The organism is Corynebacterium sp. HMSC055G02 (assembly GCF_001809065.1).
In the GTDB taxonomy this organism is placed as follows: Bacteria; Actinomycetota; Actinomycetes; order Mycobacteriales; family Mycobacteriaceae; genus Corynebacterium; species Corynebacterium jeikeium_D.
Map to the genome: position 1 here is coordinate 110407 of NZ_KV795635.1, position 17082 is coordinate 127488.

Sequence of the window (17082 nt, forward strand, 5' to 3'; positions counted from 1 at the left end):
ATTAGTCTCTACATGCGGTATGGAGCCGAGCGAAATTCTGAAGAATACGCCCACTTCGAGCAACATCCAACTGTCGCGCGGCCGACACCGCTTTAAGATCTGTTCCTGGTAAATAGTAGCCCTCATTTGCGTAAATCTGGAGACGCTGGGCAAATGTGTTGGCATCTAATTCCGGGTGAAACTGCGTCGCATATGCATTGCGGCCCAACCGAAACATCTGTACGGGGCAGTCCTTACCAGTTGCCAACAACGTAGCGTCGCCAGGCAGTTCTTCGATGGCCTCCTTGTGGCCGACGATGGCGTGAAAGTGGGCCGGTAAACCATCAAGAATTGGATCTGATTCGCCATCTGGAGTTGCAGCTACTTCGATTACAGCTGCCTGCTCCCCGTGCTTGCGGGAGACACGGCCATGGCCAGCAGTACCGAGCAGGCCGACGCCATAACAAGCTCCGAAGAAGGGGAAGTCTCGTTCGAGCACTTCTGCCAACAAATCCTCGAACCAGGTCTCGACTTCCTTCTGTAGATAGCTCTTATCGTCATCAGAGGCGTTAAAGGGTCCTCCGCCAACGATTACGCCCGAGTAGTTATCTAGATTCAGATTCCCCGGACGAGACTGTTCCAGGCGAATTTGATGCAACTTTGCCGGCGCCAATGCACACCTCCTGGCAAATGAGAGATGTTCAGCGTGAGCTGCGGCATCTTCGCCGCGTGTGGAAAGCAAGAGGAAGGGCTTGGCGGAGGTAGACATTTGCGGGAACAAATTTCGTGAAAAAGGGAGCTAGAGGGGGACGGAGACTACTGCACCACTAGCAGGCTCGGATTGGCTGCATGCGTACATACGTGCATAAATCGGGGGATGATTGACGAGACGGCCTGGAGGTCCACATCAGATACCTTTAGTCGAATCGCGTCGACTTCCAACGGGTCAAAGTAACCGACGTCGGTGTAGAAAGACATTCTGCGGAGCAGTCCGTTAGCATTCATCTCCGGATGAAATTGGGTAACCCAGTTATTCGATCCGATCGAGTACATCTGCACCGGACAGGTTGGACCTGTGGCAAGCAAAGTTGCGTGATTGGGAAGTTCCGCAACGGATTCCTTGTGGCCAGTCAACGCATAAAAAACCGGAGGCAACACCGAAGCTATTGGATCTTGAGTGGCGGCTTCGGTGAGCTCTACCCGGGTAGAACCCGCTACTTCGCCGTGGCGCAGGTTAACCAAACCACCCGAAGTAAAGGCTGTGTAGCTAGCGCCGTAGCAGATAAGCAGTGCGGGGACAGGACTCCTAAGTACGTCGTAAAGCACATCGTGCGAATACTTCTGCAAACCCGAATGCTCAAGGTCGGTGATGTTAAATGGGCTGCCTCCGACAAATACGCCGTCATAGGAGGTCAGGTCGGGCAACTTAGCGCCGACAGCGTCGATGGTAAACAGATCCAACTGGCTGGGCTCAAGCCCGGTGGAATCCAGAAAGTCCTGGTACTCGGCTTGCCCCGCACCATCTGCGGGGCGGAGCGCCACCAACAAAAACTTACCCACACTCATAAATAGACAGCTTAGTCCATATTGAGTGAAATCTATGCATCTTCACCGGTCAAACGGGGTAAATGCACGGCAGAAAGCCGAAACCCGCTCCCGTATTAGGGGAGCGGGTGGTACGTAACGCTATCAGGCCTAGCCTGAGTGGCTAGTCCTTGCGCCGTAAGCTGTCTTCAACTAAATCAAGCACGGAATCCAATTCGTCGACAGTGCGACCAGATGCCAGACGAACGATGATGCCATCGAGCATCAGCTCGAGAAAAAGCTGCATCGTGCGAACCGAATAATCCGACCGTAGGGAGCCGGATGAGGATGTCTGGGTCAATCGGTGGGCAACAGCGTCATCCAATTGATCCTGATGGCCCAACCATTGGCCCTTAAACTCCGGATCGCTGCGAAGGCGACGGGCAATCTCAAGGCGAGTTCCCAGCCAGCCATGCTTGTCTGGGTTCGCCACGATGTCACGCATTACTTCCACTAAGCCGGAAGCCTCCGCGACTTCCGCCATATTTGCGGCATCTTCTTCGGCCAATGCTAAGAACAGACCTTCTTTGGATCCGAAGTGATGGAAAATAGCACCGCGAGACTTACCGGTAGCGGACTCCAGACGAGAGACCGTTGCGCCGTCGTAGCCGAATTCTGCAAAGCACTGCCGAGCGCCGTCGAGAATTTCGTGCCGCCGTTGAGCTAAATCCTGGTTACTCACTTTTGGCATAAGGAAACTCTTTTCTTGCCGGCGACGCCCAGGGACATGTTTCACTGCATGACGTGGCAGCGCCATTCCTATACTTCCCAAGCCTCATTTTGGTTGGGGTAGAGAAACCCGAGGCCGGCAGGGCGCTAGCCCGTGGGGTATGAATCCGCGGGCTAGCGCTACCTACCGGCCTCTAGAAGCGCTGCTTGTAACAAGCCCTAGCGCGCACGAGTCAAAGGGAAACTAGTTGCCCTTGATCATGTTGCGCAGGACGTACTGCAGAATACCGCCGTGGCGGTAGTAGTCAGCCTCACCAGGGGTATCGATGCGGACCACAGCGTCGAAGTCGAAGGACTCGCCGTTTTCCTTGGTAACCGTAACCTTGACGGTCTTCGGGATGGAGCCGTTGTTCAGCTCCTCCAGACCAGCGATGTCGAAGGTCTCAGTGCCATCGATGCCCAGGGACTTCCAGGACTCACCCTCCGGGAACTGCAGCGGAACAACGCCCATGCCGATGAGGTTCGAGCGGTGGATACGCTCGAAGGACTCAGCGATAACAGCCTTGACGCCCAGCAGCAGGGTGCCCTTAGCTGCCCAGTCACGGGAGGAACCGGTGCCGTATTCCTTACCACCAACGACGACCAGCGGAGTGCCAGCCTCCTTGTAGTTCATGGCAGCGTCGTAGATGAAGGCCTGCGGGCCACCCTCCTGGGTGAAGTCGCGGGTGTAGCCACCGGTAACACCGTCAAGCAGCTGGTTCTGCAGGCGGATGTTAGCGAAGGTGCCGCGCACCATGACCTCGTGGTTACCACGACGGGAACCCAGGGAGTTGTAGTCCTTGCGCTCAACGCCCATGGAGTCGAGGTACTGAGCAGCCGGGGTGCCCGGCTTAATGGAGGAAGCCGGGGAGATGTGGTCGGTGGTCACCGAGTCACCCAGGGCAGCAAGGACGCGAGCGCCCTTGATGTCGGAAACCGGTGCCGGCTCCATTTCCATCTCGTCGAAGTACGGTGCCTTGCGGATGTAGGAGGACTTGTCGTCCCAAGCGAAGGTCTTGCCCTCCGGGGTCGGCAGGTTCTGCCAGCGCTCGTCACCAGCGAAGACATCCTTGTAGTCCTCGTCGTACAGCTCGGAAGAGATGGAGGCCTCGATGGTTGCTTCGATCTCTTCGGTGGACGGCCAAATGTCGCGCAGGAAGACGTCGTTGCCCTCTGCGTCCTGACCCAGGGCGTCGGTTTCAAAGTCGAAGTCCATGGTACCGGCGATCGAGTAGGCGATAACCAGGATCGGGGAGGCCAGGTAGTTCATCTTCACGTCAGGGGAGATGCGGCCTTCGAAGTTACGGTTACCGGACAGAACCGCGGTAGCAGCCAGGTCGGCCTCGTTGATGGCGGAGGAAATCTCAGCCGGCAGCGGACCGGAGTTACCGATACAGGTTGCACAACCGAAGCCGGACAGGTAGAAGCCCAGAGCCTCGAGGTCCTTCCACAGGTCAGCACGCTTGAAGTAGCCGTTAACAACCTGGGAGCCCGGAGCACAAATGGTCTTGACCCACGGCTTAGCCTGCAGACCCTTCTCGACTGCCTTGCGTGCCAACAGACCAGCACCAATCATGACCGACGGGTTGGAGGTGTTGGTACAAGAGGTGATGGAAGCGATAGCGACCATACCGTGGTCGAGCGTGTACTCGCCGCCCTTCGGGGAAGTGACGGTAATCGGGGAGCTCGGGCGACCTTCAGCGCCGTTAGCGGCGGACTCGCCGTGGCCCTCGCGGGACTCGTTGTAGTCTGCGGCCAGCTCGGAGGTCGGTGCGGAAGCCTTGACAGCGCCCTTAATCTCGCCGTCGGAGTAGTTGTGCAGGTCCTTGCGGAACTGCTCCTTGGCGGAAGCCAACTCGATGCGGTCCTGCGGGCGCTTCGGGCCAGCGATGGACGGAACGACGGTGGACAGGTCCAGCTCGAGGTACTCGGAGTACTCAGCCTCCGGAGTGTTCTCGTCCAACCACATGCCCTGAGCCTTGGCGTAAGCCTCGACGCGCTCCAGGGTCTCCTTGTCACGGCCAGTCAGGGCCAGGTACTTGACGGTCTCATCGTCGATCGGGAAGATTGCGGCGGTGGAACCGAACTCTGGCGACATGTTACCGATGGTCGCACGGTTGGCCAGCGGCAGCTTGGAGACGCCAGCGCCGTAGAACTCTACGAACTTGCCGACGACGCCGTGCTGGCGCAGCATATCGGTGACGGTGAGCACAACGTCGGTTGCGGTAACACCCGGCTGAATGTCGCCAGTCAGCTTGAAGCCAACGACGCGCGGTATGAGCATGGAGATTGGCTGGCCAAGCATTGCGGCCTCAGCCTCAATACCACCGACACCCCAGCCCAGGATGCCCAGGCCGTTCTGCATGGTCGTGTGAGAGTCAGTACCAACACAGGTGTCCGGGTATGCCAGGCCGTTGTTCTCGAAGACAACGCGAGCCAGGTACTCGATGTTGACCTGGTGGACAATACCGGTTCCCGGAGGAACAACGCGGAAGTTGGAGAATGCGCCAGTACCCCAACGGAGGAACTTGTAGCGCTCATCATTGCGCTGGTACTCAATCTCGACGTTCTTAGCCAGAGCGTCTTCGCTACCGAAGGCCTCGATGATGACCGAGTGGTCGATGACCATCTCTGCCGGGTTCAGCGGGTTAACCTGATCCGGGTCGCCGCCGAGAGTCTTAACAGCCTCACGCATGGTAGCCAGGTCGACAACACAGGCGACGCCGGTGAAGTCCTGCATAATAACGCGAGCAGGGGTGAACTGAATCTCGATCGACGGATCAGCCGAAGGAACCCAGTTGGCGACAGCCTTGATGTGCTCCTCAGTGATGTTGGCGCCATCTTCGTTGCGCAGCAGGTTCTCACCGAGAACCTTCAACGAGTAAGGCAGCTTCTCCATACCCGGCACGGCGTCAAGAGCGAAGTAGTCATAAGACTTGTCTCCGACCTCAAGCTTGCGCAGGGCGTTGAAAGAGTTCTTGCTTTCAGCCACAGTCAGCTCCATTTCTATTCGGGTGAATTGTCGCCTTAACTGAAGAGTCCGGCACTCGAATTTCGGCTCTCCATAAGGCATAGGTGCGATCACGCCGCCCCTTATCAACCAATTAAAGCAATAATCACGACGCGGGGCACACGAGCCCACACACACGTTTTTAAGGAAGCGTTACCGTCCTTGCATCAACAATAACAGTACGAACGTTCTGTATGTAGATTGCTCGCGGCGCGCCGAGTCACGCTACCCCCGTTCACATCCAGAGCAGGCCATTATAGATAGGACAAACGAAGCAGCATCTCCGCCAAATTGGGGCGCGTGGAAACCATTCTCACGCAAAACAGGAGCACGATACGGAAGGCAATTAATGCATACGCCAGCAGATTCACAGGCAGCGAAAGAAACCGTCGAGAAGGTGGTCGCTCAGCTACGCACCGACAACATCGTGACAAATAACCCACAGCTCCGAGAAGCGGTCCAGCCAATTGTCGACGATGCAGCAAATCGGGGGGTGCCCAATTTCAATATCATCTACCTAGATAGCGAGAAGATTTACCCCGTCGCCGAACAAAAGAACACCGACATCTTTTCCTTTGCCCGCCAAGTAGCGGACCAAGTCGGCGGAACGACTGTCGTGCGCACACCGGGCAATGTGGCCACCGCATCTGCCGATTTCCCCCGCGCAGCCATTGAACGCGCCGACCACGCAATGATGGAGACTCCGCGAGACTATCCGGCGGGTCTCGATGCCTATTTGCACGAGCTCACTAACTACGTCGTTCCGTGGACTCTTTACAGCCTCATCGCAGGCGTCGTTATCGTCGCACTCTTCGTCGGGCTGACGTTCTACTGGCTACACACACGCCCAACCGCCTAAGAGTTCGCTTTACGACGGACGCTGGAGTTAACGGCCCCACTGAATACATTCACCGTCCCCGGTTTTCCACCCCACGGCAAGGGACAGGGTAAATGCCCCAAAAACTGGTAGCAGTGGAGAACTCAGTCACTATCTCAATTGGATAACACTGTTGCAGTCGCCGTAACCGTGTCAACGATTTTCGCCAAGGTCAAGCATGAGCGCTTGACCTTTTCTTATGCCCGGTACCCCAGGTAAAGGTCCGCGGCAGTCCGGCACGCCGATAAGTCATCACATAGTGACATAATTCACACAGAAAACTGGGGTTCATCATAACCGCAGGCCACGGCATATAACGAAACGGTTACAAAGTGGGGGACAGTTGGTAATTTTGTTACTTATGTTTTTTTAGAGCTTTTTGACCCGTAAAGTGCTTCGTGATGCCAATAGTGGACTCAAGGGTCCAGTATTGACCAATGAAAACTCGCGGGAGCGCCGCTGTTGCTTTTGGTTCTGGTTTCGGTTCGACGTTTTTCGAAGTTCCACTCAAGACCTGGAGGCAACAACGGGAAGATATCCAACGATGGGGAAGTCGCTGGTGTCGATTCTGAGGCGTGAACGCACCCATAGGAGAAATGTAGGAGTAACGCGGTGCCGAGTAATCGCAAAGTCCGTGCATCATATTGGACTCGTCCAATTGCCGGTATTATCACGGCGGGTCTTCTGGCGACGAACACTCAGGTCGCAGCTGCACAACCACTGAATCCGAGCGACGCCCAGATCCGTCAAGCGCGTGAGGCGGCCTCTAACGCCGAGTCGTACTTGCAGTCCCTGGTCGCCGAGGTAACTTCCAGCGAGCGCCGGGTATCTGACCTCGAGCTACGCATGGGCACTCTCCGCGAGGATGTCAACAAGGCCATGGTGGACCTTGAGAACGCTCGAGATGCCGCTAACCGTGCGCGCGAGGCGGTCGACGAGGCGCGAACCCAACTCGACCGTTCCCGCGCTGAGCTCGCTAGTGCCCAGAAGCAGTTCGACGAGCTAGCACGCACCATCATGCGCCAGGGACGTTCCAGTGGCTCGATTCTCGAGGGTGCGCGAGATGCATCCGAGGCTATTAACCGTCTGTCCGCTTTGCGTCGCGAAGCGGATCGTCAAGAGCAGACCGTTGACTCTCTGGATAAGAATCGAACCGAGGCTGCTAACCAGGAGTCCACGCTTCGCAAGAAGAGTGACGAAGCTCAGCAGGCGGAAGCCACCGCAAACCAGCGAAACACCGATGCTCAGAACGCGTACTCCGAGGCAAACGAGGAGCTTCAAAAGGAGCAAGCTGATTACCAGCAGGCTCAGGTCGATCGCGATGCCGCAAAGGCATCTTTGGATGCAGCCCGAAACGCGGTCAACGAGCTGAACTCCCAGCGCCAGAATTATGAGAACGAGCAGGCCCGCAAGGAAGCGGAAGACGCCGCTGCCAAGAAGGCCGCTGAGGAAGCCGCAGCTAAGACTCGCGCCGAGGCGCAGTCGAACCAGACTGATGAGGATTCCTCTTCTGAGTCCACAAATGAAAGCTCTAGCACCACTGGTTCTACGAGCTCGACTGGTTCCACTAGCTCCACCGACTCGACTGGTTCGAGCAGCTCCACGGATACTACCGGCTCGACTCGCTCGACTGGTTCTAACAGCTCCACCGGCTCCACCAGTTCCTCTGAGACGACCGAATCTTCGGATTCCTCTGAGTCCACCGATACCTCGGATTCGTCTAGCACCGGCAGCTCGTCGTCAAGCGGCACCCCGGCACAGACTGTGGCGCCGACGAATCCGGAGACCGGTCAGAGCACCTCGGGTTCTTCCAGCCAGAAGGTCGAGACTGTCATCGCACGCGCGATGGGGCAGCTCGGTGTCCCATACGCATGGGGCGGTGGCAACGCCAACGGCCCGACCAAGGGCATCCGTGACGGCGGAGTAGCTGACTCCCACGGCGACTACAACAAGATTGGTTTCGACTGCTCGGGCCTGACTCTGTACGCCTACGCCGCTGTCGGCATTGACCTGCCTCACTACACCGGCTACCAGTACCAGCGCGGAAAGCACTACCCGGCATCTCAGATGAAGCGTGGTGACCTGCTGTTCTGGGGCCCGAATGGTCATGGCCACGTCGCTATCTACCTGGGCGATGGCAAGATGATTGAGGCACCGCAGTCCGGTTCTGTGGTTAAGATCTCGCCAGTCCGTTATAACGGAATGACACCGAACGTTGTCCGCCTCGTCTAGTTTCTAACGACGTGTTCTACAGGTCGGGCGACCGACCTAAAGAAGGGTTTCTCTGTGACCTACCCAACGCCCACTGACCACACGGACCTCGAGCGCGCATACGCGGAGCTGGGGAAGGTCGTGGTTGGCCAGGAGCACCTGATTAAGCAGCTCTTCATCGCGATGCTCGCAGGAGGTCATGTCCTGCTCGAAGGTGTTCCGGGTGTTGCGAAAACTCTGGCAGTGTCTACTTTTGCCACAGTGATGGGTGGGTCCTACTCCCGCATCCAGTTCACTCCGGATTTGGTGCCATCAGATATTGTCGGCACCCGGATTTTCCGCCAGGACACCTCGGAGTTCATTGTCGAGCCCGGCCCGGTCATGTCAAATATCGTGCTCGCTGATGAAATCAACCGCGCACCGGCGAAGGTGCAGTCGGCTCTGCTGGAAGTCATGGCAGAGCACCAGGTGTCCATCGCAGGGGAGTCCACGCCAGTACCGGAGCCGTTTTTGGTTCTGGCCACGCAAAACCCAATCGAAAACCAGGGTGTCTACCCACTGCCGGAGGCCCAGCGGGACCGTTTCCTATTTAAGGTCCTCGTGGGTTACCCCACTCCGGCGGAAGAGCGGGAGATTGTCTACCGCATGGGAGCCACCCCTCCAGTCGCGCAGCAGATTCTCACCCCAGAGAGTGTTCGGGAACTGCAGCGCGCTACCCGCGAAGTCTTTGTCCACCACACACTGATTGACTACATCGTGGCCGTCATCGAACTCACCCGCAATCCGATGCGGGCGGAGTTGAAGGATGTCGACCGCTGGCTTTCCTATGGCGCATCACCGCGTGCAACTCTTGGTGCTGTCGCGGCTGCCCGCGCCCATGCGCTGTTTTCCGGTCGCGACTATGTCGTGCCGGACGATGTGGTCTCCGTGCTTCCCGACGTGCTTCGTCATCGCTTGGTCCTGTCCTATGAGGGCCTGGCCGATGGCGTTACTCCCGAACGGATTATTGACATCGTGTTGTCTCACGTGCGCCTTCCCCAAGGCGCGAGCACTGGCTCCGATGAGGGCACTGCCTCCTAATGTCAGCTCGTGAAGACGATCTTGCACGCGTCCTGGCGTACTTAGAGCTAACTGTTACGCGTAAGCTCAACGGACTTTTGCGCGGCAGCTTTCTCTCCACCGCTACTGGAGATGGCTCTGAGCCGGTTGGCTCCCGCGAATATGTCATCGGCGATGATGTTCGCCAGATGAACTGGGCAGTGACAGCCCGCACTGGAGTGCCGCACGTTCGCACCTCCGAGGCCGAGCGCGAGCTGGAGTGCTGGATCGTCGCCGAACCCGCCGCACGTTTGTCCACGGGCTTGGCCGATACCACCAAACGACATCTGCTCACCGCCGCTGCCGGCGCTGTAACGATGCTTAACGACGCCCCGGGGTCCCGAACTGGATTAATCGCCGGTGGCACTCCAGTGCCCGCGGGCCAGGGCCGTGCCCACAGCTTGATGCTGCTCAAGCACTTGGCTGACGCGACCGCTGAGCACAATCTCGCCGCGGATATTGACACAGTAATGACCCAGGCTCCGCGCGCTGGATTATTGGTTGTCATCTCGGACTTCCTTGGATCACTCGATTGGGCGCGACCGCTGCGCGTTGCCTCGGCCTCGACAGAGATTATGGCAATCCGCCTGGTCGATCCAGCCGATGAAGCCTTACCCGGCGATGGCCCGGTGGTCATGGCGGATTCAGCAACTGGTGAAACCATTGAACTCAACATCAACGACAAAACCCGCGCCGAGTACGCAGCTCAGGCTAGTGCCCACCACGAGCGTGTAATCAATGAACTGCGCAAATGCCGTGCTCGCGTTATTACCTTGCGTACGGATTCCGATTGGGTACTGGATTTTGCCCGACAAGTTGGCCAACATTAGCGTCTGAGTAACCGCTTGTTAGTGCTATTTTTAGGCCACCGACTAACCGGCTATAGCCACTGGTTTATACGCGACTGTTTAGGCGACTGGATGTGAGGAAACTGATACCGCGATGACGTTCCTAAACTCAACTTTTGCGCACCCAGGTTGGCTGCTCGCGCTCGCTCTGCCTCTCGTGGCAGCCGTGGCCTATTGGATCAGCACTAAGCAGCGAAAGCAACGTGCCATTGCCTTTGGCAACTTCACCATCGTTGGGTCACTGGGGAATAAGTCGTCGGCACGCCTACGCCATGTCGTGGCTATCAGTGCGCTGTTGTCTCTAGTTCTGGTCATCATTTCGTTGGCCGGCCCGATTTCGGAGACCAAAGTCGCCCGCAACCGAGCGACGGTCATGTTGGTGGTCGACGTTTCGCTGTCCATGTCGGCCACGGATGTTGCGCCCGACCGCATCACTGCTGCTAAAGAAGCCGGCCAAGAGTTCGTGGAGAACCTTCCCGACGACCTCAATATCGGCCTGGTGACGTTCTCTGGCCGCGCTCGCACTGCGGTCAGCCCGACTACCAACCATGACACCGTGAATCGAGCCCTTCAGGCTGCTGAGTTAGATCAAGCGACTGCTACCGGTGATGCCATCGCTGCCGCGCTCGATGCCATCAATCAGTTCAGCGACTCAGTCCAGGGCGGGGGAGAAGGCGCCCCACCAGCGACAATTGTGCTGCTTTCCGACGGCAAACAGACCGTCCCGCAAGAGCTCGACGATCCCCGCGGCGCGTATACCGCCGCCGCCGAAGCCGCCAAGGCCGGGGTGCCTGTCAACACGATTTCGTTCGGTACCGCGCAAGGCGCAATCACGGTTCAGGGCGAGTTAATTCCAGTGCCTAACGACGACGATTCGCTGCGAGAAATCGCACGTCGTACAAAAGGTGAGTTCTTCAGCGCCGGTTCCCTCGAGCAGCTCCGGGATGCATATGACTCGCTGGAGGATGATATCGGTTACGAACTCAAGCGGGCCGAGAATCCGAGGCCCTATCTGATCGCAGCCTTCGCGATGCTGCTAGTGACCGTGGGCTCACTGCTTGTGACCAATCGTCGAATTCCGCAATAGGGCCGGGTTAGGGTGCCGTCGTAAAGCAATTGGATGGAACCCAGCAGGCAGGAGACCATGAGCATTGAGCAGTCGTCTTATGGTGTCCTCAGACTGCGCTACTAAACTGGTTGCCTATGTCTTCTGATAATTTTGACGCTATTTTGCTGTTGTCTTTCGGCGGTCCCGAAAAGATGGCCGATGTGCGTCCCTTCCTGGAGAATGTCACCCGCGGCCGCGGAATTCCGCCGGAGAGGTTGGACGAGGTCGGTGCTCACTATGCGCACTTCGGCGGCAAGTCCCCGCTCAACGATTTAAACCGTGAAATTGTCTCCAACCTTAAGGCTGAGCTCACTCGCCGTGGCTATGACTTGCCTGTTTATTTCGGCAATCGCAATTGGCATCCGATGGCTGAAGACACCGCGGCAAAGATGGCTGATGACGGCGTTAAACGAGCGCTCGTTTTCGCCACTAGCGCCTGGGGCGGATACTCCGGCTGCCGCCAGTATCACGAAGACATTGCTCGGATGCGCGAATCTCTGGGCGACCGTGCTTTTGACATGGAGAAAATTCGGAGCTTCTACGATCATCCGCTCTTTATAGAAGCCTATGCAGATGCCGTGCGTGAGGCGTTTGCCAAGCTACCGGATGACCGCCGTGAGGACACCCGGCTTATTTTCACCGCTCACTCTATTCCGGTCTCTGCGGACAAGGCATCTGGGCCGGTAGAACTCGGCGGAAATCTTTACTCTCGCCAGGTCAACGAAGCAGCGCGGCTCGTCGCCGATGCAGTCGGTATCACCGACTTTGACGTCGTCTGGCAGTCCCGCTCGGGCCCGGAGCACGTGCCGTGGTTGGAGCCTGACATCGTCGACCACGTTGAAGCGGAGGTCACCCAAGGCCTTCGATCCGCAGTAGTGTGCCCGATTGGTTTCATCTCGGACCATGTTGAGGTCGCCTGGGATTTGGATGCTGAGCTACAGGATGAAATGGCTCATCACGACATAGTCATCGAGCGTGTCGCAACACCTGGCCCGACGGCTACTTTCACTGACATGCTCGTGGAGCTCATCGAAGAGCGCATCGCAGATGCCGAACCCCGCCGCCTGGGAAGTGAACCGCTACTCGGCTCGGCCTGCAACGGCGCCCCCTGCGCCGCATCCTGTTGCACCCCGGCAAAGCGCCGCCCACACTGATTCCCTTGGCCTCAATTGGACCGCAGGGCAAGGCAAACCTCTAGCGGGTCCACTCCTGAATCGCGTATTCCACCGCGCTCATCCGCGCCTGCCGAATCTTTCGCCACAGCGGGATGAGCTGCGCATCAAACGCGGCGCTGCCGTGCCCCGACTCGCTGCCCTGTGCCACCGCCAGAATCGACGACACCCGATCAGCTCTGGCGAGCACTCCCAGTGCACGGCGCGGCACATCATCCGGAACAAAAGCCATGTCCAGATGATCATCAAGCATGCCGACCATCAGCCGGGGATCCACCTTCGGGGTACCACTGCTTGACGACGTCAGCGGTGAACGCGGCATCGCCGCAATAGTGGCAGCCGCAACTCGCGCCGCATCCGCCAGCTGCAAATCCGCCTCGCCAGGGGAGAGATATGCCGGCTCCGGGATGTGTCCTTCGAGCGTGTACCAGTGCCACTGCAGCAGACCGGGCACCGGCGATGTCACTGGTACGAGCGCATGGTTCCAACCCGGCTCCGCATCCGCAATCACAATGGCTGAGCCTGCTGCGCGTGCGGCCTCAGCGGCGTCGGTTCCCGCAGGCAGTGCAGGTGCGTCACCGGATCCGGAGAGAATAAGGCGGACGAGGGGACGATGGTCACTGTGCCAATCTCCCGCGTCAGTAACTGCTCGAAGAAGGCGGAGCATGTCGCTTCGATCGAGATCAGCGTCGCAATCGATGACATTCGGAACCATGGCGTCGGCAAGCACGAATGTCCCCGGAACTGACGTGGGCCCGCCGAGCGAGTCAAGAGCATCGAGGAGATGATCGTAGTTTTCCAAACCCGACAACCATGCGCCCAGCCAAAGGGCGATGTGCTGAGTTGGACTCCAGACCTGGTCGAGAACACTGCGCTGCATAGTGCAGCTCATCCTAGTGCAGTGTGTCGCCGGTTCCGTAACCCATGCTGTTAATCTCAGTATCCATGAGCTTTCAAGACCCGTATCGCAATCAGGACGTGTTTGCTGGCGCACGTGGCCACCGCCGTCGTATCCCGCAGCCGGCACGCGAGGTAACAGCAGAAAATGGTGTTGTCGTCGAGGCGTCCTATGACGGATTCGTCGGTGCGATTATCGGGTTAGAGAAAACTTTTGACGGCTGGTGCGTTCGGCTGGAGGACCGCCACGGAAAGTCGCGGCTGTTTCCCATGCACGAGCGCGGTTTTCTCATCGATGGCAAACCTGTGACTCTGGTACGGCCGAAGGCACAACCAAAGAAGCCCTCGCAGGATCTGTCGGCATCGGGCTCGCGCAAGGTCCACAACGTCAAGGCTAAGGTTGCTCTACCCAGCCGTATCTGGGTCGAGGGTATTCATGACGCGGCAATTGTCGAGAAAGTATGGGGCCACGATCTGCGTGTTGAGGGCGTAGTCGTCGAGTATCTGGAGGGCTTGGACAATCTCCCGGAACGCTTGGCCGAATTTGGTCCAGGTCCGAAGCGCCGCGTCGGAGTCCTGGCAGACCACTTGGTGGAAGGCAGTAAAGAAAGCCGCATGACTCAGCAGCTCGGCCCGCATGTGATGGTCACTGGCCACCCATTTATCGATGTCTGGCAGGCGGTCAAGCCCTCGTCGGTAGGCATTGAAGAATGGCCGGAAGTTCCTTACGGGGAGGACTGGAAGACAGGAATCTGCCGTCGCTTGGGCTGGGGAGACGACCCCAAGGAGGGCTGGCGACGCGTCTACGCAGGTGTACACACCTACCGTGATCTGGAGTCGGATTTGATTGGTGCAGTTGAGCGCCTGGTCGACTTCGTCACTGAGCCACATATGCAGTACTGATCCCGAAATACTGGCTCCACTCGCCCCACATTTGTTCTGCAAAGTAGGTAGGGTGAGGGCGTGATTCCTCTCCTTTGGCTCGGAGCAAGCCTCCTATTGGTTCTCGGTGAACTCGCGGTCGGAGATTTAGCACTGTTAATGCTCGGAGCTGGTGCGCTGGCAGCGTCCGGTGCGAGCCAGCTTGGAGCGCCGCTTTGGCTGTCAGTGGTTATCTTCGCCGTTGTATCCGCCGCACTTGTGCTGACAGTTCGCCCTGTGTTGCGCAAAAAGATGGCAAAACCGGACAAGTCCGCTGAACTGGAGTCGCGTCCGGAACTGCTAGCGGGCCGTCATGCTGAGGTCATCGAGCCAGTTTCCTCGTCAGCGGGTCTGATTAAGGTCAATGGCGAGTTGTGGAGCGCGCGCAGTCTTCTGACTGCGCAGACTTTCGATGCAAAGGAAAGAGTCACGATTGTAGAGATTTCGGGCAATACCGCAGTAGTGGACAAGCTGCTCTGAGCAGTCAACTCACTTAAAGGGCGCTCGGAGCACTCTTAGTTACTGACCATTAAATAACTGACCACACAGTTTCTAGCTACGAGGGAATCCCATGGAAGGCTTTATCATCCTCGTCGTTTTCATTCTCGTGGTTGTTACCTTGGTTCTCAAAGCGATTGTCCTGGTCCCTCAGGGCGAAGCGGCAATCGTAGAGCGACTGGGACGATACACGCAGACACTGAATAGCGGCCTGAACTTCATCATCCCGATCATTGACCGAGTGCGCGAGAAGGTTGATACCCGTGAGCGTATGGTTACCTTCCCGCCACAGGCAGTGATCACCGAAGACAACCTGACTGTGGCTATCGATACCGTCGTGACCTTCCAGGTCAACGAACCGGATCGGGCAATTTACGGTATCGACGACTACATCTTCGGCGTCGAACAGATCACCACCGCAACGCTTCGCGACGTCGTGGGTGGCCTGACACTGGAAGAGACACTGACTTCCCGTGACTACATCAACCGCCGTCTGCGCGGCGAGCTGGACGAGGCCACTGCCAAGTGGGGTCTTCGTATCGCTCGTGTGGAGCTGAAGGCCATTGAGCCGCCACCGTCGATTCAGCAGTCGATGGAAAAGCAGATGAAGGCCGATCGCGAGAAGCGCGCCATGATTCTGACTGCGGAAGGTACCCGCGAAGCCGACATTAAAACTGCTGAGGGCCGTAAGCAGGCACAGATTCTCGCCGCCGAAGGTAACAAGCACGCAGCAATTCTGGCTGCTGAAGCTGAGCGTCAGGCAACCATTCTGCGCGCTGAGGGTACTCGCGCCGCTACCTACCTTGAGGCACAGGGTAATGCTCGCGCTATCCAGAAGGTCAACGCAGCTGTTAAGGCTTCACAGTTGACACCTGAGATTCTTGCCTGGCAGTACCTGGAGAAGCTGCCTGAGCTGGCAAATAAGGACGGCAATACTGTTTGGATGATTCCGTCGCAGTTTGGCGACAGTCTCGAGAGCTTCGCTAGGGCTTTCGGCAAGAAGGATGCCGACGGTGTCTTCCGCTATGAGCCTCCGGCCGTGAGCCGAGAGACCAAGGAAGAGGCTGAGCAGGGCCGCGACGAGAACTGGTTCGACATGTCGACTAATCCGGAGTTGGCTCGTGCAGTTGCCGCGGCGAACGAGGTCGCTAACCGCCCGGTTGATGATCCGGTAGCTGCAGCAGCTGGTAATACCCCTGAGAGGAAGAAGAATCGCCGCGCTGATTCGGCTCAGCCCGCTCAGCCTGAACAGTTGGGTGGCCAGAACGGCCCGGCAGCGGTTGAACCTGCGACACCGGCTGCGCCCGCTGCGCCGGCCACACCGGCTGCGCCGTCAGTTCCTTCCGGCAAACGTGACCTGCCCTCGGCTCCTGGCACCGGCAATACCAATGCAGGCGGCGGTACACACTCCGCCGAGCGTCCAGATTTTTCAGGATGGTCACGTGACCCTTACGCCCCAGAAAATGGGCAGTAAGCTTTTATAACTCATCAGCTCGCTGAAGCAGGTGGACGGCCAGGTTCCATCCGGCCAGCTCCGCCTGCCAGCCAGCTGCTGCGAGGCGCTGATTGACGGCCTGCTTTGAAACTCCCAATTCTTCCGCGGCCTCTACCTGTGAATAACCAGCGCGAACCAAACCAGTTGCCTCGCGGCCTTCGGGGGACCTGCGAGAGATAACGTGGTGCAGCAATGTGAATGCTGCACCAATATCCTCCGAGTAATCCTTACCACGCGGATTGTTAGTCCGAATGCGGGTTTTTACCGTGCCGGCCCTGCCTCCCTTACCGATGACTGAGCTCGATGCCAGATGCGCTTGCTCAATGTCGTCCTGAGGACAAACACCGATACCTATCGCCCAGTCACCTGCGGCCAATAGCGCCAGCACAAGCGTGGTGACTCCCACAGCATTTTCAGGAGCTGCGCGAAGCTCTTCGATACCTGCAACCTCAACAGTTCCTACGCCTTCCAGGCCGGAAAGTGCCTGCGCAGAGGCCTGAACGTGATCTGCCCTGCGAGTAGATCGACCGCGATACCTGGCAAAGACTGAATACATACGCTCTAGTCTAGCCCCACCCCTTGACAGTTGGGCTAAGACACTTTCCTTCCCTCCGCACACTCACGGGCGCCCCACACCAACTCGCCGAAAACTCACGTCTAGCTCAAGAGCGCCAAG

The 17082-nt window shown here is 57.9% G+C and carries 15 protein-coding genes; 9 read left to right on the forward strand and 6 right to left on the reverse strand.

What is annotated here, in order from left to right; all coding sequences use genetic code 11:
- Nucleotide 1 precedes the first annotated feature (1 nt).
- The 4 genes from HMPREF2547_RS02050 to acnA form a co-directional block, all read right to left on the reverse strand.
- Nucleotides 2–748, reverse strand: coding sequence for a glutamine amidotransferase (locus HMPREF2547_RS02050; RefSeq protein WP_080969614.1), 747 nt, complete (start codon nucleotides 746–748; stop codon nucleotides 2–4).
- 47 nt (nucleotides 749–795) lie between these two features.
- Nucleotides 796–1545 (reverse strand): glutamine amidotransferase-related protein, encoded by a 750-nt coding sequence (locus HMPREF2547_RS02055; RefSeq protein WP_016422762.1) that lies wholly within the window; start codon nucleotides 1543–1545, stop codon nucleotides 796–798.
- Nucleotides 1546–1687: 142 nt separating this feature from the next.
- Nucleotides 1688–2254: a TetR/AcrR family transcriptional regulator gene (locus tag HMPREF2547_RS02060; protein ID WP_016422763.1), complete on the reverse strand. Its 567-nt coding sequence runs from the start codon at nucleotides 2252–2254 to the stop codon at nucleotides 1688–1690.
- A 222-nt stretch (nucleotides 2255–2476) separates the two neighbouring features.
- The gene (gene acnA, locus HMPREF2547_RS02065) at nucleotides 2477–5263 is read right to left on the reverse strand and encodes an aconitate hydratase AcnA (protein ID WP_080971469.1); all 2787 of its coding nucleotides are present in this window, start codon (nucleotides 5261–5263) and stop codon (nucleotides 2477–2479) included.
- A gap of 367 nt (nucleotides 5264–5630) precedes the next feature.
- On the opposite strand from acnA, the gene HMPREF2547_RS02070 reads away from it, so the two are divergent.
- From HMPREF2547_RS02070 to HMPREF2547_RS02095, 6 genes are all read left to right on the forward strand, one after another.
- Entirely contained in the window at nucleotides 5631–6140 is a 510-nt protein-coding gene (locus HMPREF2547_RS02070) for an Rv1476 family membrane protein (protein ID WP_049193487.1), read from the forward strand.
- Between the two features lie 630 nt (nucleotides 6141–6770).
- On the forward strand, nucleotides 6771–8390 hold the full coding sequence (locus HMPREF2547_RS02075; RefSeq protein WP_070604576.1) for a DIP1281 family NlpC/P60 protein: 1620 nt from the start codon (nucleotides 6771–6773) through the stop codon (nucleotides 8388–8390).
- A 54-nt stretch (nucleotides 8391–8444) separates the two neighbouring features.
- Nucleotides 8445–9449 carry an AAA family ATPase gene (locus HMPREF2547_RS02080; RefSeq protein WP_016422767.1) on the forward strand — a complete coding sequence of 335 codons (1005 nt, stop codon included), beginning with the start codon at nucleotides 8445–8447 and terminating at the stop codon, nucleotides 9447–9449.
- Nucleotides 9449–10297 carry a DUF58 domain-containing protein gene (locus HMPREF2547_RS02085; RefSeq protein WP_070549510.1) on the forward strand — a complete coding sequence of 283 codons (849 nt, stop codon included), beginning with the start codon at nucleotides 9449–9451 and terminating at the stop codon, nucleotides 10295–10297. The genes HMPREF2547_RS02080 and HMPREF2547_RS02085 overlap by 1 nt, the downstream gene beginning before the upstream one ends.
- 112 nt (nucleotides 10298–10409) lie before the next feature.
- The gene (locus tag HMPREF2547_RS02090) at nucleotides 10410–11402 is read left to right on the forward strand and encodes a VWA domain-containing protein (RefSeq protein WP_070549513.1); all 993 of its coding nucleotides are present in this window, start codon (nucleotides 10410–10412) and stop codon (nucleotides 11400–11402) included.
- Nucleotides 11403–11518: 116 nt separating this feature from the next.
- Entirely contained in the window at nucleotides 11519–12577 is a 1059-nt protein-coding gene (locus HMPREF2547_RS02095; RefSeq protein WP_070549514.1) for a ferrochelatase, read from the forward strand.
- 40 nt (nucleotides 12578–12617) lie between these two features.
- Here HMPREF2547_RS02095 and HMPREF2547_RS02100 read toward each other — a convergent pair whose 3' ends face one another.
- Nucleotides 12618–13475: a hypothetical protein gene (locus HMPREF2547_RS02100; RefSeq protein WP_070549516.1), complete on the reverse strand. Its 858-nt coding sequence runs from the start codon at nucleotides 13473–13475 to the stop codon at nucleotides 12618–12620.
- Between the two features lie 65 nt (nucleotides 13476–13540).
- Here HMPREF2547_RS02100 and HMPREF2547_RS02105 point away from each other — a divergent pair, with 65 nt between their 5' ends.
- From HMPREF2547_RS02105 to HMPREF2547_RS02115, 3 genes are all read left to right on the forward strand, one after another.
- Nucleotides 13541–14395, forward strand: a complete 855-nt coding sequence (locus HMPREF2547_RS02105; RefSeq protein ID WP_070549519.1) for a DUF3097 domain-containing protein — start codon at nucleotides 13541–13543, stop codon at nucleotides 14393–14395.
- 60 nt (nucleotides 14396–14455) lie between these two features.
- A complete protein-coding gene (locus HMPREF2547_RS02110; RefSeq protein WP_070549521.1) occupies nucleotides 14456–14893 on the forward strand; it encodes an NfeD family protein in 438 nt (145 codons plus the stop codon).
- A gap of 91 nt (nucleotides 14894–14984) precedes the next feature.
- Nucleotides 14985–16385 carry an SPFH domain-containing protein gene (locus HMPREF2547_RS02115; RefSeq protein WP_048734130.1) on the forward strand — a complete coding sequence of 467 codons (1401 nt, stop codon included), beginning with the start codon at nucleotides 14985–14987 and terminating at the stop codon, nucleotides 16383–16385.
- A gap of 4 nt (nucleotides 16386–16389) precedes the next feature.
- Here HMPREF2547_RS02115 and HMPREF2547_RS02120 read toward each other — a convergent pair whose 3' ends face one another.
- The gene (locus tag HMPREF2547_RS02120) at nucleotides 16390–16962 is read right to left on the reverse strand and encodes a hypothetical protein (RefSeq protein ID WP_049190712.1); all 573 of its coding nucleotides are present in this window, start codon (nucleotides 16960–16962) and stop codon (nucleotides 16390–16392) included.
- Between the last annotated feature and the right edge of the window lie 120 nt (nucleotides 16963–17082).